Origin of the sequence: Saccharothrix deserti (assembly GCF_009769385.1) — a bacterium.
In the GTDB taxonomy this organism is placed as follows: Bacteria; Actinomycetota; Actinomycetes; order Mycobacteriales; family Pseudonocardiaceae; genus Actinosynnema; species Actinosynnema deserti.
In genome coordinates, this window is sequence record NZ_VKAB01000027.1 from 103,572 (window position 1) to 123,357 (window position 19,786).

General features: G+C 71.7%; 21 protein-coding genes. 10 read left to right on the plus strand and 11 right to left on the minus strand.

Annotated elements, in window-relative coordinates:
* Positions 1-98: 98 nt before the first annotated feature.
* Complete coding sequence (locus FM051_RS35710) at positions 99-1,469, plus strand: DUF2252 domain-containing protein (RefSeq protein WP_158842717.1); 1,371 nt, start codon at positions 99-101, stop codon at positions 1,467-1,469.
* On the opposite strand, the gene FM051_RS35715 is transcribed toward FM051_RS35710, so the two are convergent.
* Positions 1,435-2,070, minus strand: coding sequence for a hypothetical protein (locus tag FM051_RS35715; protein WP_158842718.1), 636 nt, complete (start codon positions 2,068-2,070; stop codon positions 1,435-1,437). The two genes, FM051_RS35710 and FM051_RS35715, sit on opposite strands and share 35 nt — an antisense overlap.
* A 74-nt stretch (positions 2,071-2,144) precedes the next feature.
* Between FM051_RS35715 and FM051_RS35720 the strand changes: the two genes are divergently transcribed.
* The gene (locus FM051_RS35720; RefSeq protein WP_158842719.1) at positions 2,145-2,864 is read left to right on the plus strand and encodes a histidine phosphatase family protein; all 720 of its coding nucleotides are present in this window, start codon (positions 2,145-2,147) and stop codon (positions 2,862-2,864) included.
* Between the two features lie 4 nt (positions 2,865-2,868).
* Here FM051_RS35720 and FM051_RS35725 read toward each other — a convergent pair whose 3' ends face one another.
* From FM051_RS35725 to zapE, 3 genes are all read right to left on the minus strand, one after another.
* Positions 2,869-4,488: an ABC-F family ATP-binding cassette domain-containing protein gene (locus FM051_RS35725; protein WP_158842720.1), complete on the minus strand. Its 1,620-nt coding sequence runs from the start codon at positions 4,486-4,488 to the stop codon at positions 2,869-2,871.
* A 137-nt stretch (positions 4,489-4,625) separates the two neighbouring features.
* Positions 4,626-4,868, minus strand: a complete 243-nt coding sequence (locus FM051_RS35730; RefSeq protein WP_238412290.1) for a DUF3040 domain-containing protein — start codon at positions 4,866-4,868, stop codon at positions 4,626-4,628.
* A gap of 80 nt (positions 4,869-4,948) precedes the next feature.
* Positions 4,949-5,959: a cell division protein ZapE gene (gene zapE, locus FM051_RS35735; RefSeq protein ID WP_158842722.1), complete on the minus strand. Its 1,011-nt coding sequence runs from the start codon at positions 5,957-5,959 to the stop codon at positions 4,949-4,951.
* Between the two features lie 39 nt (positions 5,960-5,998).
* On the opposite strand from zapE, the gene FM051_RS35740 reads away from it, so the two are divergent.
* The 7 genes from FM051_RS35740 (at position 5,999) to FM051_RS35775 (ending at position 10,213) form a co-directional block, all read left to right on the plus strand.
* Positions 5,999-6,766 carry a pyrimidine reductase family protein gene (locus FM051_RS35740; RefSeq protein WP_158842788.1) on the plus strand — a complete coding sequence of 256 codons (768 nt, stop codon included), beginning with the start codon at positions 5,999-6,001 and terminating at the stop codon, positions 6,764-6,766.
* Positions 6,767-6,858: 92 nt separating this feature from the next.
* Entirely contained in the window at positions 6,859-7,305 is a 447-nt protein-coding gene (locus FM051_RS35745; RefSeq protein ID WP_158842723.1) for an Asp23/Gls24 family envelope stress response protein, read from the plus strand.
* Positions 7,305-7,571: a hypothetical protein gene (locus FM051_RS35750; protein WP_158842724.1), complete on the plus strand. Its 267-nt coding sequence runs from the start codon at positions 7,305-7,307 to the stop codon at positions 7,569-7,571. The genes FM051_RS35745 and FM051_RS35750 overlap by 1 nt, the downstream gene beginning before the upstream one ends.
* Before the next feature lie 171 nt (positions 7,572-7,742).
* On the plus strand, positions 7,743-8,036 hold the full coding sequence (locus tag FM051_RS35760; protein WP_158842725.1) for an Asp23/Gls24 family envelope stress response protein: 294 nt from the start codon (positions 7,743-7,745) through the stop codon (positions 8,034-8,036).
* A 3-nt stretch (positions 8,037-8,039) separates the two neighbouring features.
* Positions 8,040-8,648 (plus strand): alkaline shock response membrane anchor protein AmaP, encoded by a 609-nt coding sequence (locus FM051_RS35765; RefSeq protein ID WP_238412283.1) that lies wholly within the window; start codon positions 8,040-8,042, stop codon positions 8,646-8,648.
* Positions 8,633-9,706 carry an ATP-dependent DNA ligase gene (locus tag FM051_RS35770; RefSeq protein WP_158842726.1) on the plus strand — a complete coding sequence of 358 codons (1,074 nt, stop codon included), beginning with the start codon at positions 8,633-8,635 and terminating at the stop codon, positions 9,704-9,706. Before FM051_RS35765 ends, FM051_RS35770 begins: the two co-directional genes overlap by 16 nt.
* 27 nt (positions 9,707-9,733) lie before the next feature.
* Complete coding sequence (locus FM051_RS35775) at positions 9,734-10,213, plus strand: hypothetical protein (RefSeq protein WP_158842727.1); 480 nt, start codon at positions 9,734-9,736, stop codon at positions 10,211-10,213.
* 6 nt (positions 10,214-10,219) lie between these two features.
* Here FM051_RS35775 and FM051_RS35780 read toward each other — a convergent pair whose 3' ends face one another.
* A complete protein-coding gene (locus tag FM051_RS35780) occupies positions 10,220-11,125 on the minus strand; it encodes an EamA family transporter (protein WP_158842789.1) in 906 nt (301 codons plus the stop codon).
* 150 nt (positions 11,126-11,275) lie between these two features.
* On the opposite strand from FM051_RS35780, the gene FM051_RS35785 reads away from it, so the two are divergent.
* Positions 11,276-12,790 (plus strand): alpha/beta hydrolase, encoded by a 1,515-nt coding sequence (locus FM051_RS35785; protein ID WP_238412284.1) that lies wholly within the window; start codon positions 11,276-11,278, stop codon positions 12,788-12,790.
* A 360-nt stretch (positions 12,791-13,150) separates the two neighbouring features.
* Here FM051_RS35785 and FM051_RS35790 read toward each other — a convergent pair whose 3' ends face one another.
* From FM051_RS35790 to FM051_RS35815, 6 genes are all read right to left on the minus strand, one after another.
* The gene (locus FM051_RS35790) at positions 13,151-13,840 is read right to left on the minus strand and encodes a DUF6319 family protein (protein WP_158842729.1); all 690 of its coding nucleotides are present in this window, start codon (positions 13,838-13,840) and stop codon (positions 13,151-13,153) included.
* Between the two features lie 159 nt (positions 13,841-13,999).
* A complete protein-coding gene (locus FM051_RS52305; RefSeq protein ID WP_158842730.1) occupies positions 14,000-16,753 on the minus strand; it encodes a glycosyl hydrolase in 2,754 nt (917 codons plus the stop codon).
* Positions 16,754-16,882: 129 nt separating this feature from the next.
* The gene (locus FM051_RS35800; RefSeq protein WP_158842731.1) at positions 16,883-17,080 is read right to left on the minus strand and encodes a hypothetical protein; all 198 of its coding nucleotides are present in this window, start codon (positions 17,078-17,080) and stop codon (positions 16,883-16,885) included.
* Positions 17,081-17,178: 98 nt separating this feature from the next.
* A complete protein-coding gene (locus FM051_RS35805) occupies positions 17,179-18,066 on the minus strand; it encodes an aminoglycoside phosphotransferase family protein (RefSeq protein WP_158842732.1) in 888 nt (295 codons plus the stop codon).
* A 49-nt stretch (positions 18,067-18,115) separates the two neighbouring features.
* A complete protein-coding gene (gene ligD / locus FM051_RS35810) occupies positions 18,116-19,111 on the minus strand; it encodes a non-homologous end-joining DNA ligase (RefSeq protein WP_158842733.1) in 996 nt (331 codons plus the stop codon).
* A 30-nt stretch (positions 19,112-19,141) separates the two neighbouring features.
* Positions 19,142-19,756: a TetR/AcrR family transcriptional regulator gene (locus FM051_RS35815; RefSeq protein ID WP_158842734.1), complete on the minus strand. Its 615-nt coding sequence runs from the start codon at positions 19,754-19,756 to the stop codon at positions 19,142-19,144.
* Positions 19,757-19,786 lie beyond the last annotated feature (30 nt).

Genomic DNA, 19,786 nt, shown 5'->3' on the forward strand with positions numbered 1-19,786 from the left:
GACTCGTTTTCCGGCGATCACGCTTTTCGATCGTCGGAAAATCAGGCTCGAACTGCCGACTTCCAGGCGGCCTCGCCGCCGTCTGCGGAGCAGCGGCCATGAAACCGAAGCGGGCCGAAGCGGCTGTCGCGCTGGGACAGTGGGCGGAACCTGGAGAAGTCCTGGCGCGCGGCCGCGAGCTGCGGGCGGCGGTGAGCCACGAGGCGCACCGCAAGATGCCGCTCGCGCCGGACCGGCCGACCGTGGTCGAGTTCATGGGCACGTCGAACGCCGGCCGGCTGCCGGAGCTGGTGCCGCTGCGGACCGGCCGGATGCTCGCCTCGCCGTTCGCGTTCTTCCGGGGCAGCGCCGGGCTCATGGCGGGCGATCTCGCCGTCGGCGCGCGCAGCGGGCTGGACGCGCAGCTGTGCGGTGACGCGCACGCGGCGAACTTCGGCCTCTACGGCACGCCCGAGGGCAAGATCGTGATGGACATCAACGATTTCGACGAGACGCTGCCCGGCCCGTGGGAGTGGGACCTCAAGCGGTTGGCGACGTCGCTGGTGCTGGCGGGCCGGGAAGGCGGCGTGTCCGAGAAGGGCTGCCGCGACGCGGCGTCCGACGCGGTGCGCGCTTACCGGGACGCGGCACGGCACCTGGCCGAGATCCCGTTCCTGGACTCGTGGAGCGCGCTGTTCGACGAGTCGGTGCTGACCAAGACCAAGGCCGACGACCTGCTGGACAACTTCAGCAAGGCCGCGTCCAAGGCGCGCAAGAACACCAGCGCCCGGGTGGCGGCGAAGTGGACCCGGCGCGAGGGCGAGCACATCCGGTTCGTCTCCGATCCCCCGGTGCTGACCCGGATCTCCCCGGACGTCGCGCAATCCGTCGTCGACGCGTTGCCGTCCTATGTGGACACGCTGCGCGAGTCGCGGTTCAACCTGATCATGCGCTACGGCGTGTCGGACGTGGCGTTCCGCGTGGTCGGCACCGGCAGCGTCGGCTGGCGCAACTACCTGATCCTGTTGCACGGCAACGGTGACGAGGCACTGGTCCTCCAGGCCAAGGAGGCGCGACCGTCGACGCTGGCCCCGTTCCTCGACGCACCGGCGGTGAAGCACGAGGGCAAGCGGATCGTGCACGGCGCGCGGCTCGTGCAGGCGGAGACCGACATCCTGCTCGGCTGGACCACGATCGAGGGACGCCCGTTCATCGTCCGCCAGTTCCGCAACCGCAAGGGCGAGATCGACGCGACCACGTTGAAGCGGGACGACCTGGACGACTACGGCCGGCTCGCGGGCGCGCTGCTGGCCCGCGCGCACAGCCGGTCGGTGGACCCCCGGCTGCTCGCCGGGTACTGCGAGGACGGCGAGGACCTGGACGACGCGATCGCCCGGTACGCGCTGGACTACGCCGACCAGACCAGTGCCGACCACGAGGCGCTGGCGGCGGCGGTCAGGTCCGGTCGGCTGCCTGCTGAAATCGAATGACCTGCCGGGCCACCAGGAACAGCACCACCGCGTTGAACAGGTGCCAGAAGTAGTGCGTGCCGCTCGGCCACGCCCCGCACAGGGGCTGGTCGAGCGTCCGCAGGGTCACCGACACCACGAACACGCCCGCCGCCCGCGCCAGGTCGTGCCACGGCAGGCCGCGCGCCCACGCGATCACCGCGATGATCAGCAGTGACAGGAACGGCGCCAGGTAGATGCCCGAACCGCCGGGGACGACCGAGGTGAGCGGACCGGTGGCCACCGCCAGGACGACGAACGCCGGCGCGGCCAACCACGCGAGCACCCACCGGGCGTTCAGGTAGTAGTGCGCGAACACGATCAGGTACCAGATCACGTAGACCGCGATGAAGCCGACGTCGAACCAGTTGGTGAGCGTGTCGGCCACCGTGTGGAAGCTCAGGCTGCCCAACCCGACCAGGGCGAGCAGCACCGGCAGCGCCCGCAGGCTCTTGGGCCGCGGCCGGTGGCGCCACCACAGCAGTGCCGCGGCGATCAGGAAGGCGGCGTTGCTCACGGCGTTGAGCGGTTCGGCCCAGAGCCCCGGCGCAAGGCGCTCGCAGTACGCGTCCACGTGGTCCACGGACGCAAGTTCTACCGCTCCGAGGTGAACGCCAGGGAGTGCCCGAGCGGCGCCGTGCGGCTAAGTTGGCTGGGGTGGATTCTCTTGGGGTGGACTGGATAGGGCTGATCAGGCACGGCGAGAGCAGCGGCAACGTGGCGTGGCACGCCGCGGAGGCGGCCGGGCACGAGATGATCGACATCCCGCTGCGCGACGCGGACGTGCCGCTGTCCCCCGAAGGCGAGCGGCAGGGCCGGGCGCTGGGGCGGTGGTTCGCCACGATGCCCCGCGAGCAGTGGCCGGACCTGGTGGTGTCCTCGCCGTACCGGCGGACCATCGACACCGCGCGGCTCGCCCTGCGCGGGCACCCGCGGACGCTGGTGGACGAGCGGCTGCGCGACCGCGAACTGGGCGTGCTGGACCTGCTGACCACCCACGGCGTGGCCAAGCGGTACCCGGAGGAGTCGGCGCGCGAGCGGCGGCTCGGCAAGTTCTACTACCGGCCGCCCGGCGGCGAGTCGTGGGCGGACGTGGCGTTGCGGCTGCGGTCGCTGCTGCGGGACCTGGACGGTCGGCGGGTGCTGCTGTTCGGGCACGAGATCACCGCGTACCTGCTGCGCTACCTGCTGGAGTGCCTGCCGGAGCGGGACATCGCGGCGTTCGCGCGCAACTCGGTGGTGCCCAACGGGTCGCTGACGTCGTGGCGGCGCGAGGAGGGGCTGTGGGTGCTGGAGCGGGAATTCGAAGCCGCTCACCTGGTCGAGCAAGGCGCCGAGCCGACGACGTCCGAGGACACCGCGACCCGCACGGCCTGAGCGCTCACCGGGCCCGCTTCACCCGCGCCTCGTCCCACACCGGCTCGTCCACCTCGACCACCTCGCCGTCCGACCGGAACAGCAGGAACCGGTCGAACCCGCGGGCGAACCACCGGTCGTGCGTGACCGCGACGACGGTGCCGGTGAACCCCTCCAGGGCGTCCTGCAACGCCTCGGCCGAGTTCAGGTCGAGGTTGTCGGTCGGCTCGTCGAGCAGCAGCAGCGTCGCGCCGGACAGCTCCAGCAGCAGCACCTGGAACCGCGCCTGCTGCCCGCCGGACAGCGTCTCGAACCGCTGGTCGCCCTGCTTGCCCAGGCCGTAGCGGCTGAGCACCGCCATCGCCGCGCCCCGGTCGCGTCCCGCGCGGCCGTCCGAGCCGTGCCACAGGATGTCGACCAGCGTGCGGCCGATCCACTCCGGGTGCTGGTGGGTCTGCGCGAACAGGCCCGGCACCACGCGCGCGCCCAGGCGGCACACGCCCGTGTGTGCGACGTCGCCGCCGCCGAGCAGCCGCAGGAAGTGGCTCTTGCCCGAGCCGTTCGAGCCGAGCACGGCGACCCGGTCCTCGAAGAAGATCTCCGTGTCGAACGGCTTCATCAGCCCGGTCAGCTCGAGGTTCTGGCAGGTGATCGCGCGCACGCCGGTGCGACCGCCGCGCAGCCGGGGCGTCACCTTCTCGTCGGTCGGCAGCTCCGGCGGCGGGCCCGCCTCCTCGAACCGCTCCAGCTTGGCCCGCATGACCCGGTACTTGGCGGCCATCACCTCGCTGATCCGGGCCTGGATCTGCAGGGTGCGGACGAGTTCCTTGAGGTGCTCGTGCTCCTCGTTCCAGCGGCGGTGCAGCTCGGCGAGGCGTTCGATGCGGGACGCGCGGGCGGCGTGCCAGGTGCCGAACGAACCGGCGTGCGTCCACGCGGAGTGCGCCTCGACCGTGACGACGTGGGTGGCGGCGATGTCGAGCAGTTCCCGGTCGTGGCTGACCAGCAGCACTGCCTTGCCGGTCTCGCCCAGCCGTTCCTCCAGCCACCGCTTGCCCGGCACGTCCAGGTAGTTGTCCGGCTCGTCGAGCAGCAGCACCTGTTCCGGCCCGCGCAGCAGCGCTTCGAGGACCAGGCGTTTCTGCTCGCCGCCGGAGAGGGTGCGGACCTCGCGGAACCGGGCCCGGTCGAACGGGACGCCCAGCGCGGCCACCGTGACCGTGTCCCACAGCACCTCGGCGTCGTAGCCGCCGACCTCGCCCCACGCGGTGATCGCGTCGGCGTAGCGCATCTGGGTCGGCTCGTCGTCGGTCTCCATGAGCTGGAGTTCGACGGCGTCCAGTTCCGCGGCGGCGGCCCGCAGCGGCGCGGGTGACGCGGCCAGCAGCAGGTCGCGGACGGTGCTCTCGTCCCGGACGGAGCCGACGAACTGCGGCATCACGCCCAGGCCGCCCTGCACGCGGACGCTGCCCGCGGTGGGCACCAACTCGTTCGACAGGATGCGCAACAACGTGGTCTTGCCGACGCCGTTGGCGCCGACCAACGCCACCACGCTGTTCGTGCCGACCTTGAACGACACGTCGCGGAACAGCTCACGGCCGTCCGGCAGTCGGAAGGCGAGGCCGTTGGCGTCCAGGTATCCCACCCGCGCATGGTGGGGCATGGCCACGCCTCATGGCCAACTGATTTGGCGGTATCGGCGAAGTGTGACGCGGGTCCCTGGTCACCGGTCGCCTGCGGATGAGCGCGCCGCGACCCGGTGCCCGGAGGACCGGGCACCGCTCAACGCCACGTGTAGCCGCGCATCAAGACGAGGATCGCGCCGAACCCCAACGAGGCCAGCGCGGGACCGAACGCTCCAAGGAACAGCAACAGCACGCCCAGGCCGGTGAACGTGGCCACGAGGGCGTAGCTGAGCACCGGGTGCCGGGGTTTCCCGGCGACGAGTGCCGAGGCCAGGCCCGGCTCCTCGTCCGCGAGTCTGCTCTCGATCTCACTCAGGGTGCGGCGTTCCGCTTCGCTCATCACGGCCGTGGGATACCCGGCGCCAAAACCGCAAAACCACCGCTGAACGGGGGTTTCGTCCGGCAAACGCGGCGAATGGCTCAACGGGACAGCGCGACGAGCCGGGACACCGCCCGCAGGTACTTCTTGCGGTAGCCGCCGCGCAGCATCTCGGCCGTGAACAGCTCGGACAGCGGATCACCGGACACCGCCACCGGGATGTCCCGGTCGTAGAGGCGGTCGCCGAACGCCACCAGCCGCAACGCCACCGCCTGATCGGGCGCGGGCCGGACGTGGCGCAGGTGCACCGCGGTCACCCCGTCCACCAGCCGGCCGTAGCTCGACGGGTGGATCCTGGCCAGGGCCGCGCACAGGTCGGCGAAATCGTCCAGCGTGCTGCCCGGCGTGCTCTCGGACTTGGCCACCAGGTCCTCGTCGGCCATGGGCGGCGGCGCGTCCGGCAGGCCGCGGTGGCGGTAGTCGGGCCCGTCGACCCGGACCACGGTGAACTTCGCCGACATCGACTGGATCTCGCGCAGGAAGTCCGCGGCGGCGAACCGGCCCTCGCCGAGCTTGTCCGGCAGCGTGTTCGACGTCGCCGCGACCGACACGCCCGCACCGGTCAGCTCCTTGATCAGGCGGGTGACCAGCATCGTGTCGCCCGGGTCGTCCAGCTCGAACTCGTCGATCGCGAGCAGCTTGTGCGACGACAGCCGGCGCACCGTCTCGGCGAAGCCGAGCGCGCCGACCAGGTTCGTCAGCTCCACGAACGTGCCGTACGCCTTCGGGCCGGGCACGGCGTGCCAGATCGAGGCCAGCAGGTGGGTCTTGCCCACGCCGAACCCGCCGTCCAGGTACAGGCCGGGCTTGGCGTCGTCGTCGTTGGACCGCTTGAACAGCTGACCGAGCCAGCCCCGGCTGCCGCCCTCGGACACGCGTTCGGCGAACTCCCGGCACGCCCGCACGGCCGCCGACTGGCTCGGCTCCTCGGGGTTCGGCAGGTAGGTGTCGAAGCGCACGCCGTCGAACCGGGGCGGCGGCACCATGGCGTCCACCAGTTCGTCCGCGGCTACGTGCGGGATCCGGTCGGACAGGCGCGGAGGGGCGGACATGCTCGGATGGTAACGGCGTGTTGGGATGTGGTCGTGCGGATGTTGTGGCCACCACGCGGTGACGAGATCACCGACACAGAGCTGGAACGCCTCTACGACTACCCCGACGGACTGGACCGGCCGTGGGTGCAGGTGAACTTCGTGTCCAGCTTGGACGGTGCGGTGTCGGTGGCCGGCAAGTCCGGCGGCCTGGGCAACGAGGCCGACCGCAAGGTGTTCATGCTCGGCCGCGACCTGTGCGACGTGGTGCTGGTCGGCGCGGGCACGGCCCTGATCGAGGGCTACCACGGGGTCAAGGCGGGCGAGGTCCGCGCGTCGCGGCGGGCCCGGCTGGGGCTCGCGCCGGTGCCGCCGATCGCCGTGGTCACCGCGCGGTGCTCGATCCTGCCGACGTCCACGCTGCTGACCAGCACGTCCGTGCCGCCGATCATCCTCACCACGCACGTCGCGCCGGTCGAACGGCGCGACGCGCTCGCGGCGGCGGGCGCGGACGTGGTCGTCGCCGGTGACGAGACCGTGGACATGGGCTTGGCGTTGGCGGCGCTCGACGAGCGCGGGCTGCGCCGGGTCGACTGCGAGGGCGGGCCGACGGTGTTCGGCGCGCTGATCGAGGCGGACCTGGTGGACGTGCTGTGCGTGACGTTCGCCCCGCTGCTCGCCGGTGGTGACGCCGGGCGGATCTCGGCCGGGCCGCTGCCGCCGACACCGCGGTCGATGGAACTGGAGTCCGTGCTGCACCACGAAAGCGCGCTGCTGCTGCGTTATCGCAAGGCCGGGTTGCCGCAGGTCCGACCTGAAACCCGGTGACGCCTGATCCGGTGACGCGCGCCACATCCACGTCCTGACCCGGATACGGTCCGCATCCGAACGTGCACGCGACGATTCGGAAAGGACTTCCCATGGCGCAGACCACCGCCGTCAAGCCCGAGAACGTCCCCGCCCGCCTGGCCGACGACACCGCGCAGGGCAGGACCACGATCGCCTCGTCGGTCGTGCAGAAGGTCGCGGGCATCGCGGCGCGGGAGATCTCCGGCGTGCACGCCCTGGGCGGCGGCGTGTCGCGGGCGTTCGGCGCCCTGCGCGAGCGGATCCCCGGCGCGGGCACCGCGAACACCGCGGGCGTCGCCGTCGAGGTCGGCGAGAAGCAGGCCGCGATCGACCTGGACATCGTGGTCGAGTACGGCGCGGGCATCGTCGACCTGGCGCGCGCCGTGCGGCGCAACGTGATCACCGCCGTGGAGCGGATCACCGGGCTGGAGGTCATCGAGGTCAACATCGCGGTCAACGACATCCACCTGCCCGAGGATGACGAGGAGACCGAGTCGGCGCAGGCCCGGGTCGAGTGATGCACGTCTCCGAGGACGTCGAGGCCGCCCTGCTCGCGCACCCGGCCGTGGCCCGGCTCGACGGCGTGTTCGCCTCCTACCTGCCGGGACGGCACGTGGTCGGGGTGCGGGTCGAGGAACGGGTGGAGGTCGCGGTGGTGCTGCGGCTGGGCCGCCCGATCACCGAGGTGGTGGCGGAACTGCGGGCGAAGGTGGCCCAGGTCGCCGGACCGGTGCCGGTGGACGTCGTGGTGTCCGACCTCGTCGACCCCGAGGAGGAGAGCTGATGAGCGCGACGCAGACCGGACTGCTCGCCGGCCTGGTCCTGGGCCTGGCCGCGACCAGCGGTTTCACCGCCTTCCTGGTGACCCTGGCGGTGGGGTGATCGGGCTGGTCGCCGGCCGGGTGCTGGACGGCGAGATCGACCTCGCCGATCTGCTCGGCCGGGGCCGCGACAAGTGAGGGGCACCCTGGAGATCCACCCGTCCGTCGTGCGGAAGGTGGTCGCGCACGCGGTCCGCCTGGTGCCGGGGACCCGGCCGGGCGCGTCGGTGAAGGTCGACGGGTCGGGCGGTGACGTGGCGGTCGCGGTGAAGGTGGCGCTGCGCTACCCGGCGCCGGTCCGCACGGCCGCCGCGGACGTGCGGCGCAGCGTCACCGAGGAGGTCGAGCGGATCACCGGGTACCGGGTCCGGTCGGTCGCCGTGACGGTGTCCGCGCTGCGCGCCGAGACCCGGCCGCGAGTGGAGTAGGCGATGCGGGTTCTGCTGCGGGTGCTGTCGCCGTTCCTCGGGCTGGCGGTGGCCGGTGCCGGGGCGCTGGTGGTCGGCGCGGTCGGGTGGCACTGGTCCGGCCGGCGGTGGCCGGTGCCGGAGTGGTCCTGGGTGGACCGCCCGGTGCTCGACCCGGTCGCGCTCGACTGGGCGCGCCGGCACCTGCTGCCCGTCCGGATCGGGCTGATCGTGCCGGGTCTGCTGGTCGTGTTCCTCGGGCTGCGGTGGGCGTGGCGCGCGGTGCGCCCGGAACGGCATCCCGACCTGCTCCTGGAGCACGACGTGGTGCTCACCGCCAAGGCGTTGGCGGCGGCGGTGAAGGCGGACGCCGAGCAGGTCTCCGGGGTGGGCGGGGCGAAGGTGTCCGTGGTCGGCACGCCCGCGTTGCGGCTGCGGTTGACGTTGCGGCAGGGCGCGGACGTCCGGCGGGTGTGGCGTGAACTGGACGAGCGGGTGCTGTCGCGGGCGCGGACCGCGCTGGGTGTCGACGTGCTGCCCGCGGTGGTGCGGCTCGATCTTGCGAAGAGGGAGCGTCAACGCGTGCGCCGGGCCGGTTCACCCGGCAGGATGGCCGGGTGGCGCTCCCGTTGACCCCTCCCGTGCAGCCGATGCTGGCCAACTCGGTCGACCGCATCCCGACCGGCGTCGACCTGGTGTTCGAGCCGAAGTGGGACGGCTACCGCTGCCTGGTGTTCCGCGACGGCGACGAGGTGTTCCTGCAGTCACGCAGCGGCAAGCCGCTCAACCGGTACTTCCCGGAGGCGGAGGCCGCGCTGCTGCGCACCCTGCCGCCGCGGATCGTGGTCGACGGCGAGCTGGTCGTGGCGAAGGACGACAAGCTGGACTTCGACGCCCTGTCCGAGCGCATCCACCCGGCCGAGAGCCGCGTGAGGCTGCTGGCCGAGCAGACACCGGCGAGCTTCGTGGCGTTCGACGTGCTGGCGGTGGGCGACGACGTGCTGCTGGACGAGCCGTGCACGAGCCGGCGGTCGACGTTGGAAGGCCTGGTCACGCCCGGCGACGGCCTGTACCTCACGCCCGCGACCACCGACGCCGACCTGGCGCTGCAGTGGTTCGAGCTGTTCGAGGGCGCGGGCCTGGACGGCGTCATCGGCAAGCCCGCGGCCGGCGAGTACACGCCCGGCAAGCGCAGCATGATCAAGGTGAAGCACGCCCGCACCGCCGACTGCGTGGTGGCCGGGCTGCGCTGGCACAAGGACACCGAGCCGGGCACGGCGGTCGGCTCGCTGCTGCTGGGCCTGCACGACGACGCCGGCGTCCTCCACCACGTGGGCGTGGTCGGCTCCTTCAAGGCGGACGAACGGCGTGCGCTGGCGCAGGAGTTCAAGGACCTGATCACGTCCGGCGACCACCCGTGGCTGGTGGAGCCGGACGGCCGCCGCCTGCCCGGCGAGATCAACCGGTGGCGCGGCAAGCAGGCCGACTGGGTGCCGTTGCGGCCCGAACGCGTGCTGGAGATCGCGTACACGCAGACCGAGGGCGTCGCCCCGGCCCGGCTGCGCCACAACGGCCAGTTCCGCCGCTGGCGGCCGGACCGCGAGCCCGAGTCGTGCCGCTACGACCAGCTCGACCAGCCCGCGCGCTACGACGTGGAATCCGTGCTGCGAGGCGAAGTTCGCCCCGCGTGACGCCGCGAGTGAGTACCGTGACGGATTGTGGCTGACGTTGAGGCGCTCATCCAGGAACTCGACGACCGCATGCGGCTCGACTGCCGCCGGCTGTCGCAGTGGCGGGTCGTTCACCGGACGACCGGGCTGCTCTACACCGTGGTATTGATCTTCGTGCCCGCCGTGCTGGCGGTGGGTTTCACCTCGTCCGAGACGGTGCTGGGCAAGGTGCTGCTGCTCACGGCGGCGGTGGTGGGCGGCTTGAACGTGACGTTCAAGCCCTACCTGCACAGCCAGAGCCGGCGCGCGGCCGTGAACACCATGCGCCGGTTGAGGGACGAGTTCCGGGCCGAGGTGGTCGGGACGGGCGACGGTGACCTGCTGGCCGTCTACCGCAAGTACTCGACGACCTACGCGACGATCTTCGAGCAGCGCGGCGGGGAACTGGTCGACGGGCGGCTGAGCGTCGAGGAACCCCCGCCGAAGTCCGCGGAACTCCCGGTGAAGGCCGGCGAGGTACCGACCTAAGGCCGCTCACACCTCGGGTCTCGCCGTCCGGGTCGCCCCGATCGACGCCAGGACCACGCAGAAGACCGCGGCCCACTGCGCCGGGTGCAGCGACTCGTGCAGCACGATCAACCCGGCCAGCGCCGCGACCCCCGGCTCCAGGCTCATCAGGATGCCGAACACGCGCGGCGGGATGCGGCGCAGCGCCTCCAGTTCCAGCGAGTACGGGATCACCGACGACAGCAGCGCCACCGCCGCGCCCGCGATCAGCACCACCGGGTCGAGCAGCATCGAGCCCGCCTCGGCCACGCCGAACGGCAGCGCCACCGCCGCGCCGAACACCATCGCCAACGCCAGCCCCTTGCCGTCCGACGTGCGGCTGCCCAGCGCCGCCGTCAGCAGGATGTACCCGGCCCAGCACACGGCCGCGGCCAGCGCGAACAGCACGCCCGGCAGCGCCAGCCCACCGTCGGCCCTGGTCAGCAGCAGCACACCGGCCGCCGCGAGCAGCGCCCACAGCCCGTCCAGCCAGCGCCGCGACCCGAACACGGCCACCGCCAGCGGCCCCAGGAACTCGATGGTGACCGCCGCGCCCAGCGGGATGTGCTTGATCGACTGGTAGAAGGTCAGGTTCATGACGCCGAGCACCAGCCCGTACCCCGCGATGACCAGGTACGTGCGCCGGTCCAGCCGCAGCGACGGCCGCCACACCACGAGCAGCACGACGGCGGCCAGCACGAGCCGCAACGTCACCGTGCCCGCGGCACCCGCCAGGGTGAACAACTGCTTCGCCACCACCGCGCCGACCTGGACGCTGATCACGCCCAGCAGCACCAGCGCGGGCGGCGGGATCGCGCCGAACGCCTTGGCGGCCGGCGCGAACGGCCCCGAGCGGTGGTACCGGCGTTCGGGAATGCCTTCGACGTGCACCATGACCACCCGGCCATCCTCCCCCAGCCCGCTCACCGAAGTCTCACCTGGACTGTGTGAGGCTCTACACCAGCCCCTTCGGGCAGACCGAACGGTGTGTGGAGAGAGCGAGGGACCGCTGTGCCGCGTCGGCGTCACGCCACCTTGATCCTGGTGGCTCTGAGCGCGCTGGCCGCGTGCAGCGCGGGTCCGTCGACCCGTCCGGTGATCGCCGTGCACGGTGACGGCGAGGAGCCGTCGACCGCCACCGTCCCGGCCGGTCCCCGCGAGGTGCCGCCGCTGGCGAACTACGAGTCGCCCGGCCTGTCCTGGTCGACGTGCACCGACTCCACCAGGGCACGGATGGGTGACACGGTTCCGGCCGGCGGCTGGGACTACGAGTGCGCGCGGCTGACCGTGCGGCTGGACCTGCCGAGCCGTCCCGGCCGGGGCAGCCTGGGCATGTCGCTGCTGCGCGTCGGCACCGGCGGCAGCCCGCTGGTGGTGGTCGGCGAAGCGGGTGGCGAGCCGGGCACGCTGAAGGCGGCACGGCTGGCCGCGAGCCTCCCGCCGCAGGTGCTGAGCACGTTCACGCTGATCGGCGTCGACCGGCGGGGCACCGGCAAGTCGGACGGCGTGCAGTGCGTGCCGGACGCGGCGCGGGTGGGGATCGTGGAGGCCGATCCGGGCGAGGAGTCGCACGAGGAGTTGGCGGATGCCTACACGCTGGCCAGCCGGGAGTGCGTGCTCGACCTGGAGAACCGGCTGCCCGCGGTGGACTCGTGGCGTGCGGCGGCGGACCTCGAGCAGCTGCGCGAGGAGCTGGGCGTGCCGCACCTGAACGCCATCGGCATCGGTGACGGTTCGAAGGTGCTGACGGTGTACGCCAGCCGTTACCCGGACCGGATCGGGCGGATGGTGTTCGACGGCGCGCCGGACCCGACGCTGGACGTGCCGGGCGTGGCGGAGACGCGCGCGGTGGCGGCGGAGGAGACGTTCTCGGAGTTCCAGAAGGACTGCGTGATCCGGGGCTGCCCGCTGGGCGCGGCGGCGACGGACCGGTTCAAGGCGTTGCTGGGGTCGTTGCGGGACCGGCCGTTGCGCGGCGGTGACTTCGACCTGACGCCGGGCACGGCGACGGTGGCGGTGCTGGCGGGTCTGGCGGACCGGTCGCGGTGGCCTGCCCTGGCCGACGCCCTGGTGGCCGCGGAGGCCGGCGACGAGACCAAGCTGAGCGCGTTCGTCGAGCCGCTCCTGGTCGGTCGGGACGAGGACGACCCGCCGTGGCTGGACGCGGAGATCATCACCAGCTGCAACGACACCACGACCCGGATCCCGCCCGAGCGGGTGGCCGGGATGGCCGCGGACTGGCGGACCAAGCACCCGCTGTTCGGCGCCTACTTCGCCCGCGAGCTGCTGGCCTGCGGTCCGTTCCCGGTGCCGCAGCCCGCGAAGGTGCCGAGGCTGGTCGGCGCGCCCCCGATCCTGGTCCTCACCACGGCCGCCGACCCGGTGACGCCGCAGGCGGGCAGTGAACGGGCGGCGCAGGCGTTGCCGGCCGGCATCGTGATCGGCTGGCAGGGCGCCGGGCACGGCGCGCTCGGGCAGTCGGCGTGCGCGACGGCGGCGTCCCAGGAGTTCCTGGTCAACGCGAAGGTGCCGACCAGCGGCACCGTCTGCCCGCCCTGAGCCTGACCCTGCCCCTGACCCGCGAGCACACCGCGGCCCCGGCGCGCTGGGGCGCGGCCGGGGCCGGGAACTTCCCGTTCACGACATAACAGTCACGGCCTAACAGCTGGAGCAACACCCGCAGCCGGGGCCGGTGCAGCCGTTGCAGCAACCGCAGCCGTCGAGCTGGACCTGCTCCGCCGTCGTGCTCTCTACCACCATCGTTGACTCCCCTGGATCGAGCGGACCTCCTGGCGACCGAAGGTAGGTCCGAAGGTATTTCGACCTCACCGTCCAGCCCTACCGCCGGCCAGGGGAAGTCCCCTCACCCGATCGCGGAACGCCAATCATCAATACGTTGCAATACGTGTTCGCATTCCGTCAGCCGGTCAGGTCGTCCAACGCCCGCTGCGCCGCCTCCAGCTCCGCCCGCAGCTGCTCCACGCGGGCGAGATGACGTTCCCGCGCCGCGCTGAGCACGCTCTCCACCGCCTCGTCGACCTCCGCGGGCAGCAGTTTCGCCGCCTGCGACACCGCCGACGCGGCCACCGGCGCGGCCTTCAACGTGCGCTTCGAACCCCACTGCACGTCGACCGTCCACTCGCCGTCGGCGGTCGACACCAGCGTCACCGTCACCTCGGCCGGCTTCGCCTGCTTGCGCGCCGGGGGCTTGCGCTCGGCGGGCTTGCGCTCGGCGGCCGGAGGTGCGGGCGCGGGAGCGGGCTTCGGGGGCGGCGGCGCGGGCGTGTAGATGTGCTCGACCGGCGCGGGCGCCTCGGGTTCGGCCGCCTTCGCCGCGACGGGCGCGGGCGCACGTCTGCGCGGAGCTGGTTTCTCCACCGTCAGCTCGGCCGGGGAGAACGACAGCTCGTCCTTCTCCCCCGTCGGCCGCACCTGGATGTAGTCGCCCTCGGCGGGTTCGGTGAACGCCACCACCTTCGCCGACCGCCCGGCCTCCACCCCGACCGCGGCGGAGGTGAACCAGACCGCGGGCGGGCGGCCGGCGGCCAGTTCCGCGCGCAAGTGGTCGATGTCCTGGGGGGACAACGAGCTCTGCTTCGCCTTCGCCATCGGTACCTCCACGACTTGCACAAGACCTGTCGGGTGCAGCTTGCCCTACCGCACCGACAGTTTTGAATTGCCGCTGCTCCGCAGACGGCGACCTCGCACGGGGGCGGGTTTCTTGCTTACAGGCGTGGTACAGCAGTTCGTGGTGGCGCGGTGGGCTGGTCAGGAACCGAACGTGATCCAGTTGACGTTGACGAAGTTCGCGGGCTGGCCGCTGGTGAAGGTGACGTACACGTCGTGCTTGCCGGTGAGGCCGCTGATGTTGGCGGGCACGGTGCGCCAGCTCTGCCAGCCGCCGGTGTCGGCGACGGCGAAGCTGCCGACCGGCGTGGCCGTGGGGCTGCCGATCCGGACCTCCACCAGACCGCTGACACCGCCGGCCGCGCCACTGGCGACGCGGGCGACGAACTGCCGCCCGGTGCGGGTGCCGAAGTCGACGCCCCGGTAGAGCGCCCAGTCGCCATTGGCGACGGCGGCGATGTTCTGGCCGCCACCGGTGTCCGTGGTGGTCTCCTTGACCAGGCCGTTGTGCTGGTCGTAGGACTCGGCCTGGATGGTGCCGAAGGCGTCACGGCTGGGCGGCGGGGCCGTCGTGGTCGTCGTCGTGGTGGACGTGGTCGTAGTAGTAGTGGGGTTCACACCACCCGATCCGGAGTCCACGCCGCTGCCCGCCGGCCCGCGCCACGCGGTGGACGACGCCGGCACGGACAGGGTCTGCCCGTCGGAGAACGTCACGGTGGTCGCCGCCGTGCCGGGGTTGTAGGCCACGTACGTGCGGGCGCCGTTCTTGCTCAGCACGGCGTGCGTCGGCACGTTCGCCGTGACGGAAAGATCGGGTGTGCCGTAGGTGTCGAGCGACGTGACCCAGTGGTAGGCGTGTGCCCGTGAGTCGCCGTCCTCCGGGGTCAGGCCGCCGCCGTAGTTGGCCAGTGCCTGCGCCGGGTCGGCGATCGCCAGGAACTGGGTGATGACGTCCTTCCACTCGACCTCGGTGCCGCCGTTGTTGGCGCGCAGTTCGTTGACGTTGGCGATGATGTCGGCCTTGTAGTCCGCGTGGTACAGCGAGCCGCCGGTGATCGGCAGCATGTTGATGCCGTGGATCTCCTCCGGGTTCGCCGTCCACCACGTGCTGTAGCTGCCGCCCGCGCCCCACACGATGCCGAGCGTGTCGTGGCCGAAGGACGACGGGAACACCGCGTTGTCCTTGTCGAACCAGTACTGGCCGATCGTGGTCTCCTGCGTGGTGTGCAGGTAGATGCCCGCGTCGCGCAGCGCGGTGTCCCCGGTGGCCTGGCCGAACAGCACCGCGGCGGTGGCGAACATCATCGCCTCGGACGACGACTCCTCGTTGTTGCCGTGCGCGAACCCGGCGTGGCCGGACGCCCAGCCGTGCCCCGCGTACGCGTCGAAGTTGCGCAGGAACGGGAAGCGCGTCTCCGCGCGGTCGTAGTTGTTCGCGTCCTTGACCAGCAGCTTGACCATGCCGCCGTAACGGGAGTCGGACGCCCACGCCGGGTCGTGCTGCGCGAGCACGGCGGCGGCGAGCACGTAGTAGCCGTAGTGGAAGTGGTGGTCGTTCAGCTCGGCGTCGCTGCCGAAGCCCGCGCGGTAGCCGATCAGCGTGCCCCACGTCGCGTCGTAGGCGAAGTGCTTGTCGGCCTCGCCGGGCGTCGCGGTGAGCCAGTCGGTGAGCCGGTCGCGGACCAGCGCCAGCAGCCGGTCGCGGCCCGCCGTGTACCCGATCTGGTTCGCCACCCGCGCGAGTGCCGCCAGGCGCCACAGGGCCTTGCCGGTCCAGTAGGTGTCGGCCGCGCCCTTCCACGGGTCGGCGGCGTTCAGCTCCTGGTCGATCTCGGCCCGCAGCCGGTTCCGGTCGGCTGCCGAGGACAGGGGAAGCGCCGGCAGGACGCCGTTGAACGTGCTGCGGGTCGTGAACGACGAGCCCTCGCGCAACCGCATCTCACCGCGCGGCGAGGTGTAGCGGTGGGCGGTGACGCTGTCGGCGGAGTTGAGCCACTGGTGCCGGTAGAGGGCCTGCAGGGTGCCCGTCTGGGTGCCCTGGCGGGCCGTGGTCGCGGCCGTGTAGGTGGCGCTGAGCTGGGCGTTCGCCGAGTCGTACGTCCAGTTGACCTTGGTATCGGTGACGAAGGAGAACGCGTAGCGCTGGAACAGGGGCAGCGCGTCGCGGTTCGGCAGCACGGCCACCGAGAAGAAGCCGGCCGACGCCGTGGCCTCGGCGGCGCCGACGACCGACCAGGCGCTCGGCGCGAACAACGCGTAGTCGCGGCCGTTGACCGTGACGCCGAGCGTGGTGCCGGTGTTGCTCCAGATCGTGGTGGCGCCGTTGAACCCGACCCTGGCCGCGCCGCCGGTCGCCTCCGCGTACACGTACGGCGAGCCGTGGCCGATGGTGGTGCGCAGGGTGCGCGCGCCGTCGGTCCACAGTGGAGTGACGGTCCAGTCGGACCAGCCGTCGACCTCGGTGCGCGGCGCGTTGAGGCCGCTGACGCCGACGAACAGGTCGTCCTGGTGCATGAACTCGTAGAACCTGCCGTCGGAGGTGACGTTCGGGCTGGTCGGGTAGCCGACACCCAGGCCTTGCGCCGCCGCGTGGAAGGTCAGCGGGTGGGCGTACATGTTCTCGGAGTAGGGGTTGCCCGCGTAGCGCTGGAAGGCCAGTGACGACCACCAGTCGTTGGTCGGGACCGGGCGGCCGGCCATCCGGGCGGTGACCTTCGGCGTCACGGCCGCGCCGTCCGAGTTCGACGGGCCGACCGCGCCCGCCGGGCGGGTGGTGGCGTAGCTGCCCGCGCCGACCGTCACGGCGCCGGCCGTTCCGGGCAGGGCGAGGGGGATCGCGGCAGCCGCGGCCACGGCGACCGCAGCGGCCGCCAGGTGGGGGCGGATTGAACGCACGGGGACCTCCAGCAGGGGACTCACAGCACTGTGAGAGCGCTCTCACGCATCGCAAACGGTAAACCCGTGGTTGCTGTCTGTCTACGGCCGACCGTTCTGACCCTGTCAAGAGCCGGGGGGCGCCTGGCGCTATTCCTCGACCCGGAGGCGGTACTCGCAGCCGTACTCGACGGCGTACTGGAGGTCGTAGTGGTGCACGATCTTGGGACCGCCGTGCAGGTGAACGTGGGTGACGGTCTGCTTCGGCGACTCGGGCGGCTTGGCGTGCGAGTCGACCCGGCCGTCCAGAGGGCCGCCGACGAACCGCACCACATACGCATGCGTCATCGACTTGCCTCCCTCTCTTCGGCGTTGCCGTCCATCGTACGAGAGGACCAGTCGGATCGCGGCTGAACCGAGGCCGGAAACAGCCGGTTGGCGCAAAGTCAGTGCCCGAACCAGCGGTCCGCCAACTCGTCCAGGGTCTTGGCCCGGGTCGGCACCTCGCGCAGGTACCAGGGCAGGTTCGAGTAGACGTGCAGCAGCGTGTAGGCGAGCACCTTGCGCGGGTCGACCGTGCGGCCGTACCCGTCGTGCAACGCCCGGTTGGCCTTCCGGTCACCGCGAGTGAGGAAGACGCCGGTGGCGACGAACTCGTACTCGCGGGCGGCGCGCATGGCGGGCTCGAAGTCGAACAGGCCGCTGAGCCGTCCGTCGGCGATGAGCAGGTGGGCGCTCATCACCTCGGTGTGCGCCAGCACCAACTCGGGTCGCCCCAGGTCCACACCGTCCAGGAAGTCGGGGATCTGCTCCAACCACTCCGCCCCGAGCTCCCGCCTCCGCTGCCGTTCGACGCACCCGTCCCGCTGGACCCGCACGAACTCGGCCCAGTCGCCCGGCTCCAACTCCGGCGGCGTGACGTCGTGCAGCGCGGCCAACGCCTCACCGACCTGCCGTGACACGTCCTGCCGCGCGTCCTCGTCCAGTCGCGGCCACACGTCCTTCAGGCTCTCGCCGTGCAGGCGTTCCATGAGGACATAACCCCACCCACCGAACTCACCGGCCGCGTACAACCCGGGCGTCGGCACCGGCAACCGCCCCCGCACGGCTTCCAACACGTCCCGCTCGATCGCCACCTCGTCCAGGTGGACGGTGGGGAACAACTTGAGCACATGCCCATCCCCCACCGCGTAAACCGGCAACGACCCGTCCACGAACCGCTCGACGTCACCGGACACCCCGAGGTGGGCGCACAACGCCCCCACACCGGGCCGCAACGCCTCGTCGTCGAGCGCGTCGAACTGCTCTTCGGTAACCGCCGCCGGGAAGCTCACGCGCGGGACGCTAGATCGCCTCCCCGATCCGGCGCGAGCGAATATCGGGTCAGTCGGCCTTCTTACGCGACGGCTGCACCCGCATCGGCTCGCCGGGCATCTTGGGGTAGTCCGGCGGGTACGGCATTTCGCCTCGGTCGTCGGCCTCGTACCACTCCAGCAGGGTCTCGATGCCGAACGCCTCGTCGTCCAGGCCCGCATGCGGATCGCCGTTGTCCGCCAAGTACTTCGGCACGGTGAACACGTCGAACTCGTCCGGGTCCACAGTGGACAGGCGCTCCCACGTCACCGGAGTCGACACGGTGGCGCGCGGGGTGCCGCGGACGGACCAGGCGGACGCGATGGTGCGGTCCCGGGCGGCCTGGTTGAAGTCCAGGAACACGCGTTCGCCGCGTTCCTCCTTCCACCACGACGTGGTCGCCTTGTCCGGCGCCCGCCGCTCCACCTCGCGCGCCAGCGCGATCACGGCGTGCCGCACGTCCACGAAATCCCACTCCGGCCGGATGCGCACGGCCACGTGGACGCCCCGACCGCCGGACGTCTTGGGGTACCCGGTGAACCCCAGCTCGTCCAGCACCTCCCGCAGCACCATCGCGACCTCGACCGCGTCCCGGAAGTCCGTGCCCGGCTGCGGGTCGAGGTCGACGCGCAGCTCGTCCGGTCGATCGGTGTCCGACCGCCGCACGGGCCACGGGTGGAAGTCGAACGTCCCCAGGTTCGCCGCCCACGCCAGCACCGCGGGCTCGGTCGGGCACACCTCGTCCGCCGGCCGCCCGGACGGGAACTTGACGCGCGCCGTCTCGACCCACTCGGGCGCCCCCTTGGGCAGCCGCTTCTGGTAGAACGCCTCCCCGGTCACCCCGTCGACGAACCGCTTCAACGTGGTCGGCCGGTCGCGCAGCACGCGCAGCAGCGGTTCGGCGACAGCCAGGTAGTACTCGACCACCTGCAGCTTGCTGATCCCGCGCTCGGGGAAGTAGACCTTGCCCGGGTTCGACACCCGCACCACGCGTTCGCCGACGTTCAGTTCCACAGCCTGGGCCACGTGGGCGAGCCTAACCAACGAACCACCGACTCACCCAGGCACTCGCGCCGCCAGCCCGGTGACGAACGCGTTCAGCGCCAACTCGAAGCTGTCGTGGTCCAGTTCCCGCGCCACGGACGTCAGCAGGTGGGCCTTGTCCAGGTTCGGGTACCGGTCCCGGTAGAACGCCTGGTCCTCGGAGAACCCGCTGGAGAACGACGTGAGCGCGGCGCCGAACACCAGGTACAGCAACGACGCCGCGATCATGGTCGCCTCCCGCCGCGACCACCCCGCCGACACCAGCCCGCCGTGCACCACGTCCAGCCGGCGCAGCGACGCCTCGCGGTGCGCCGGCCCGTACGCCAGGAACGGCACGATGTTGGGGTGCTCGGCCAGCGCCGCCCGGTAGGAACGGGCGCAGCTGAGCAGGCCCTGCCGCCAGTCGCCGCTCTCGAACCCGGACACGTCGACCTTCTCCAGGATCCCGGCCGCCACCTCGTGCAGCAGATCGTCCTTCGTGCTCACGTGCCCGTACAGCGACGCGGCCTGAACACCCAGCTCGGCGGCGAGTTTGCGCATCGACAGGCCGTCGAGCCCGTCCCGGTCGATGATGTGGAGTGCGGCGGTCCGGATGCGCGAGGCACTCAGGATGGGGTTCCTCGGCATGTCCGCTCCCCTTGCCTGTGGTCGTCTCCG

Excerpts from the sequence above, each read along its gene's own strand:
- FM051_RS35800 (WP_158842731.1), bottom strand. The coding sequence starts at position 17,080 with ATGACGCATGCGTATGTGGTGCGGTTCGTCGGCGGCCCTCTGGACGGC.
- FM051_RS35765 (WP_238412283.1), top strand. The coding sequence starts at position 8,040 with ATGCGGGTTCTGCTGCGGGTGCTGTCGCCGTTCCTCGGGCTGGCGGTG.
- FM051_RS35740 (WP_158842788.1), top strand. The coding sequence starts at position 5,999 with ATGTTGTGGCCACCACGCGGTGACGAGATCACCGACACAGAGCTGGAA.
- FM051_RS35780 (WP_158842789.1), bottom strand. The coding sequence starts at position 11,125 with ATGGTGCACGTCGAAGGCATTCCCGAACGCCGGTACCACCGCTCGGGG.
- FM051_RS35730 (WP_238412290.1), bottom strand. The coding sequence starts at position 4,868 with ATGAGCGAAGCGGAACGCCGCACCCTGAGTGAGATCGAGAGCAGACTC.
- FM051_RS35815 (WP_158842734.1), bottom strand. The coding sequence starts at position 19,756 with ATGCCGAGGAACCCCATCCTGAGTGCCTCGCGCATCCGGACCGCCGCA.
- FM051_RS35750 (WP_158842724.1), top strand. The coding sequence starts at position 7,305 with ATGCACGTCTCCGAGGACGTCGAGGCCGCCCTGCTCGCGCACCCGGCC.
- FM051_RS35710 (WP_158842717.1), top strand. The coding sequence starts at position 99 with ATGAAACCGAAGCGGGCCGAAGCGGCTGTCGCGCTGGGACAGTGGGCG.
- zapE (WP_158842722.1), bottom strand. The coding sequence starts at position 5,959 with ATGTCCGCCCCTCCGCGCCTGTCCGACCGGATCCCGCACGTAGCCGCG.
- FM051_RS35790 (WP_158842729.1), bottom strand. The coding sequence starts at position 13,840 with ATGGCGAAGGCGAAGCAGAGCTCGTTGTCCCCCCAGGACATCGACCAC.
- FM051_RS35745 (WP_158842723.1), top strand. The coding sequence starts at position 6,859 with ATGGCGCAGACCACCGCCGTCAAGCCCGAGAACGTCCCCGCCCGCCTG.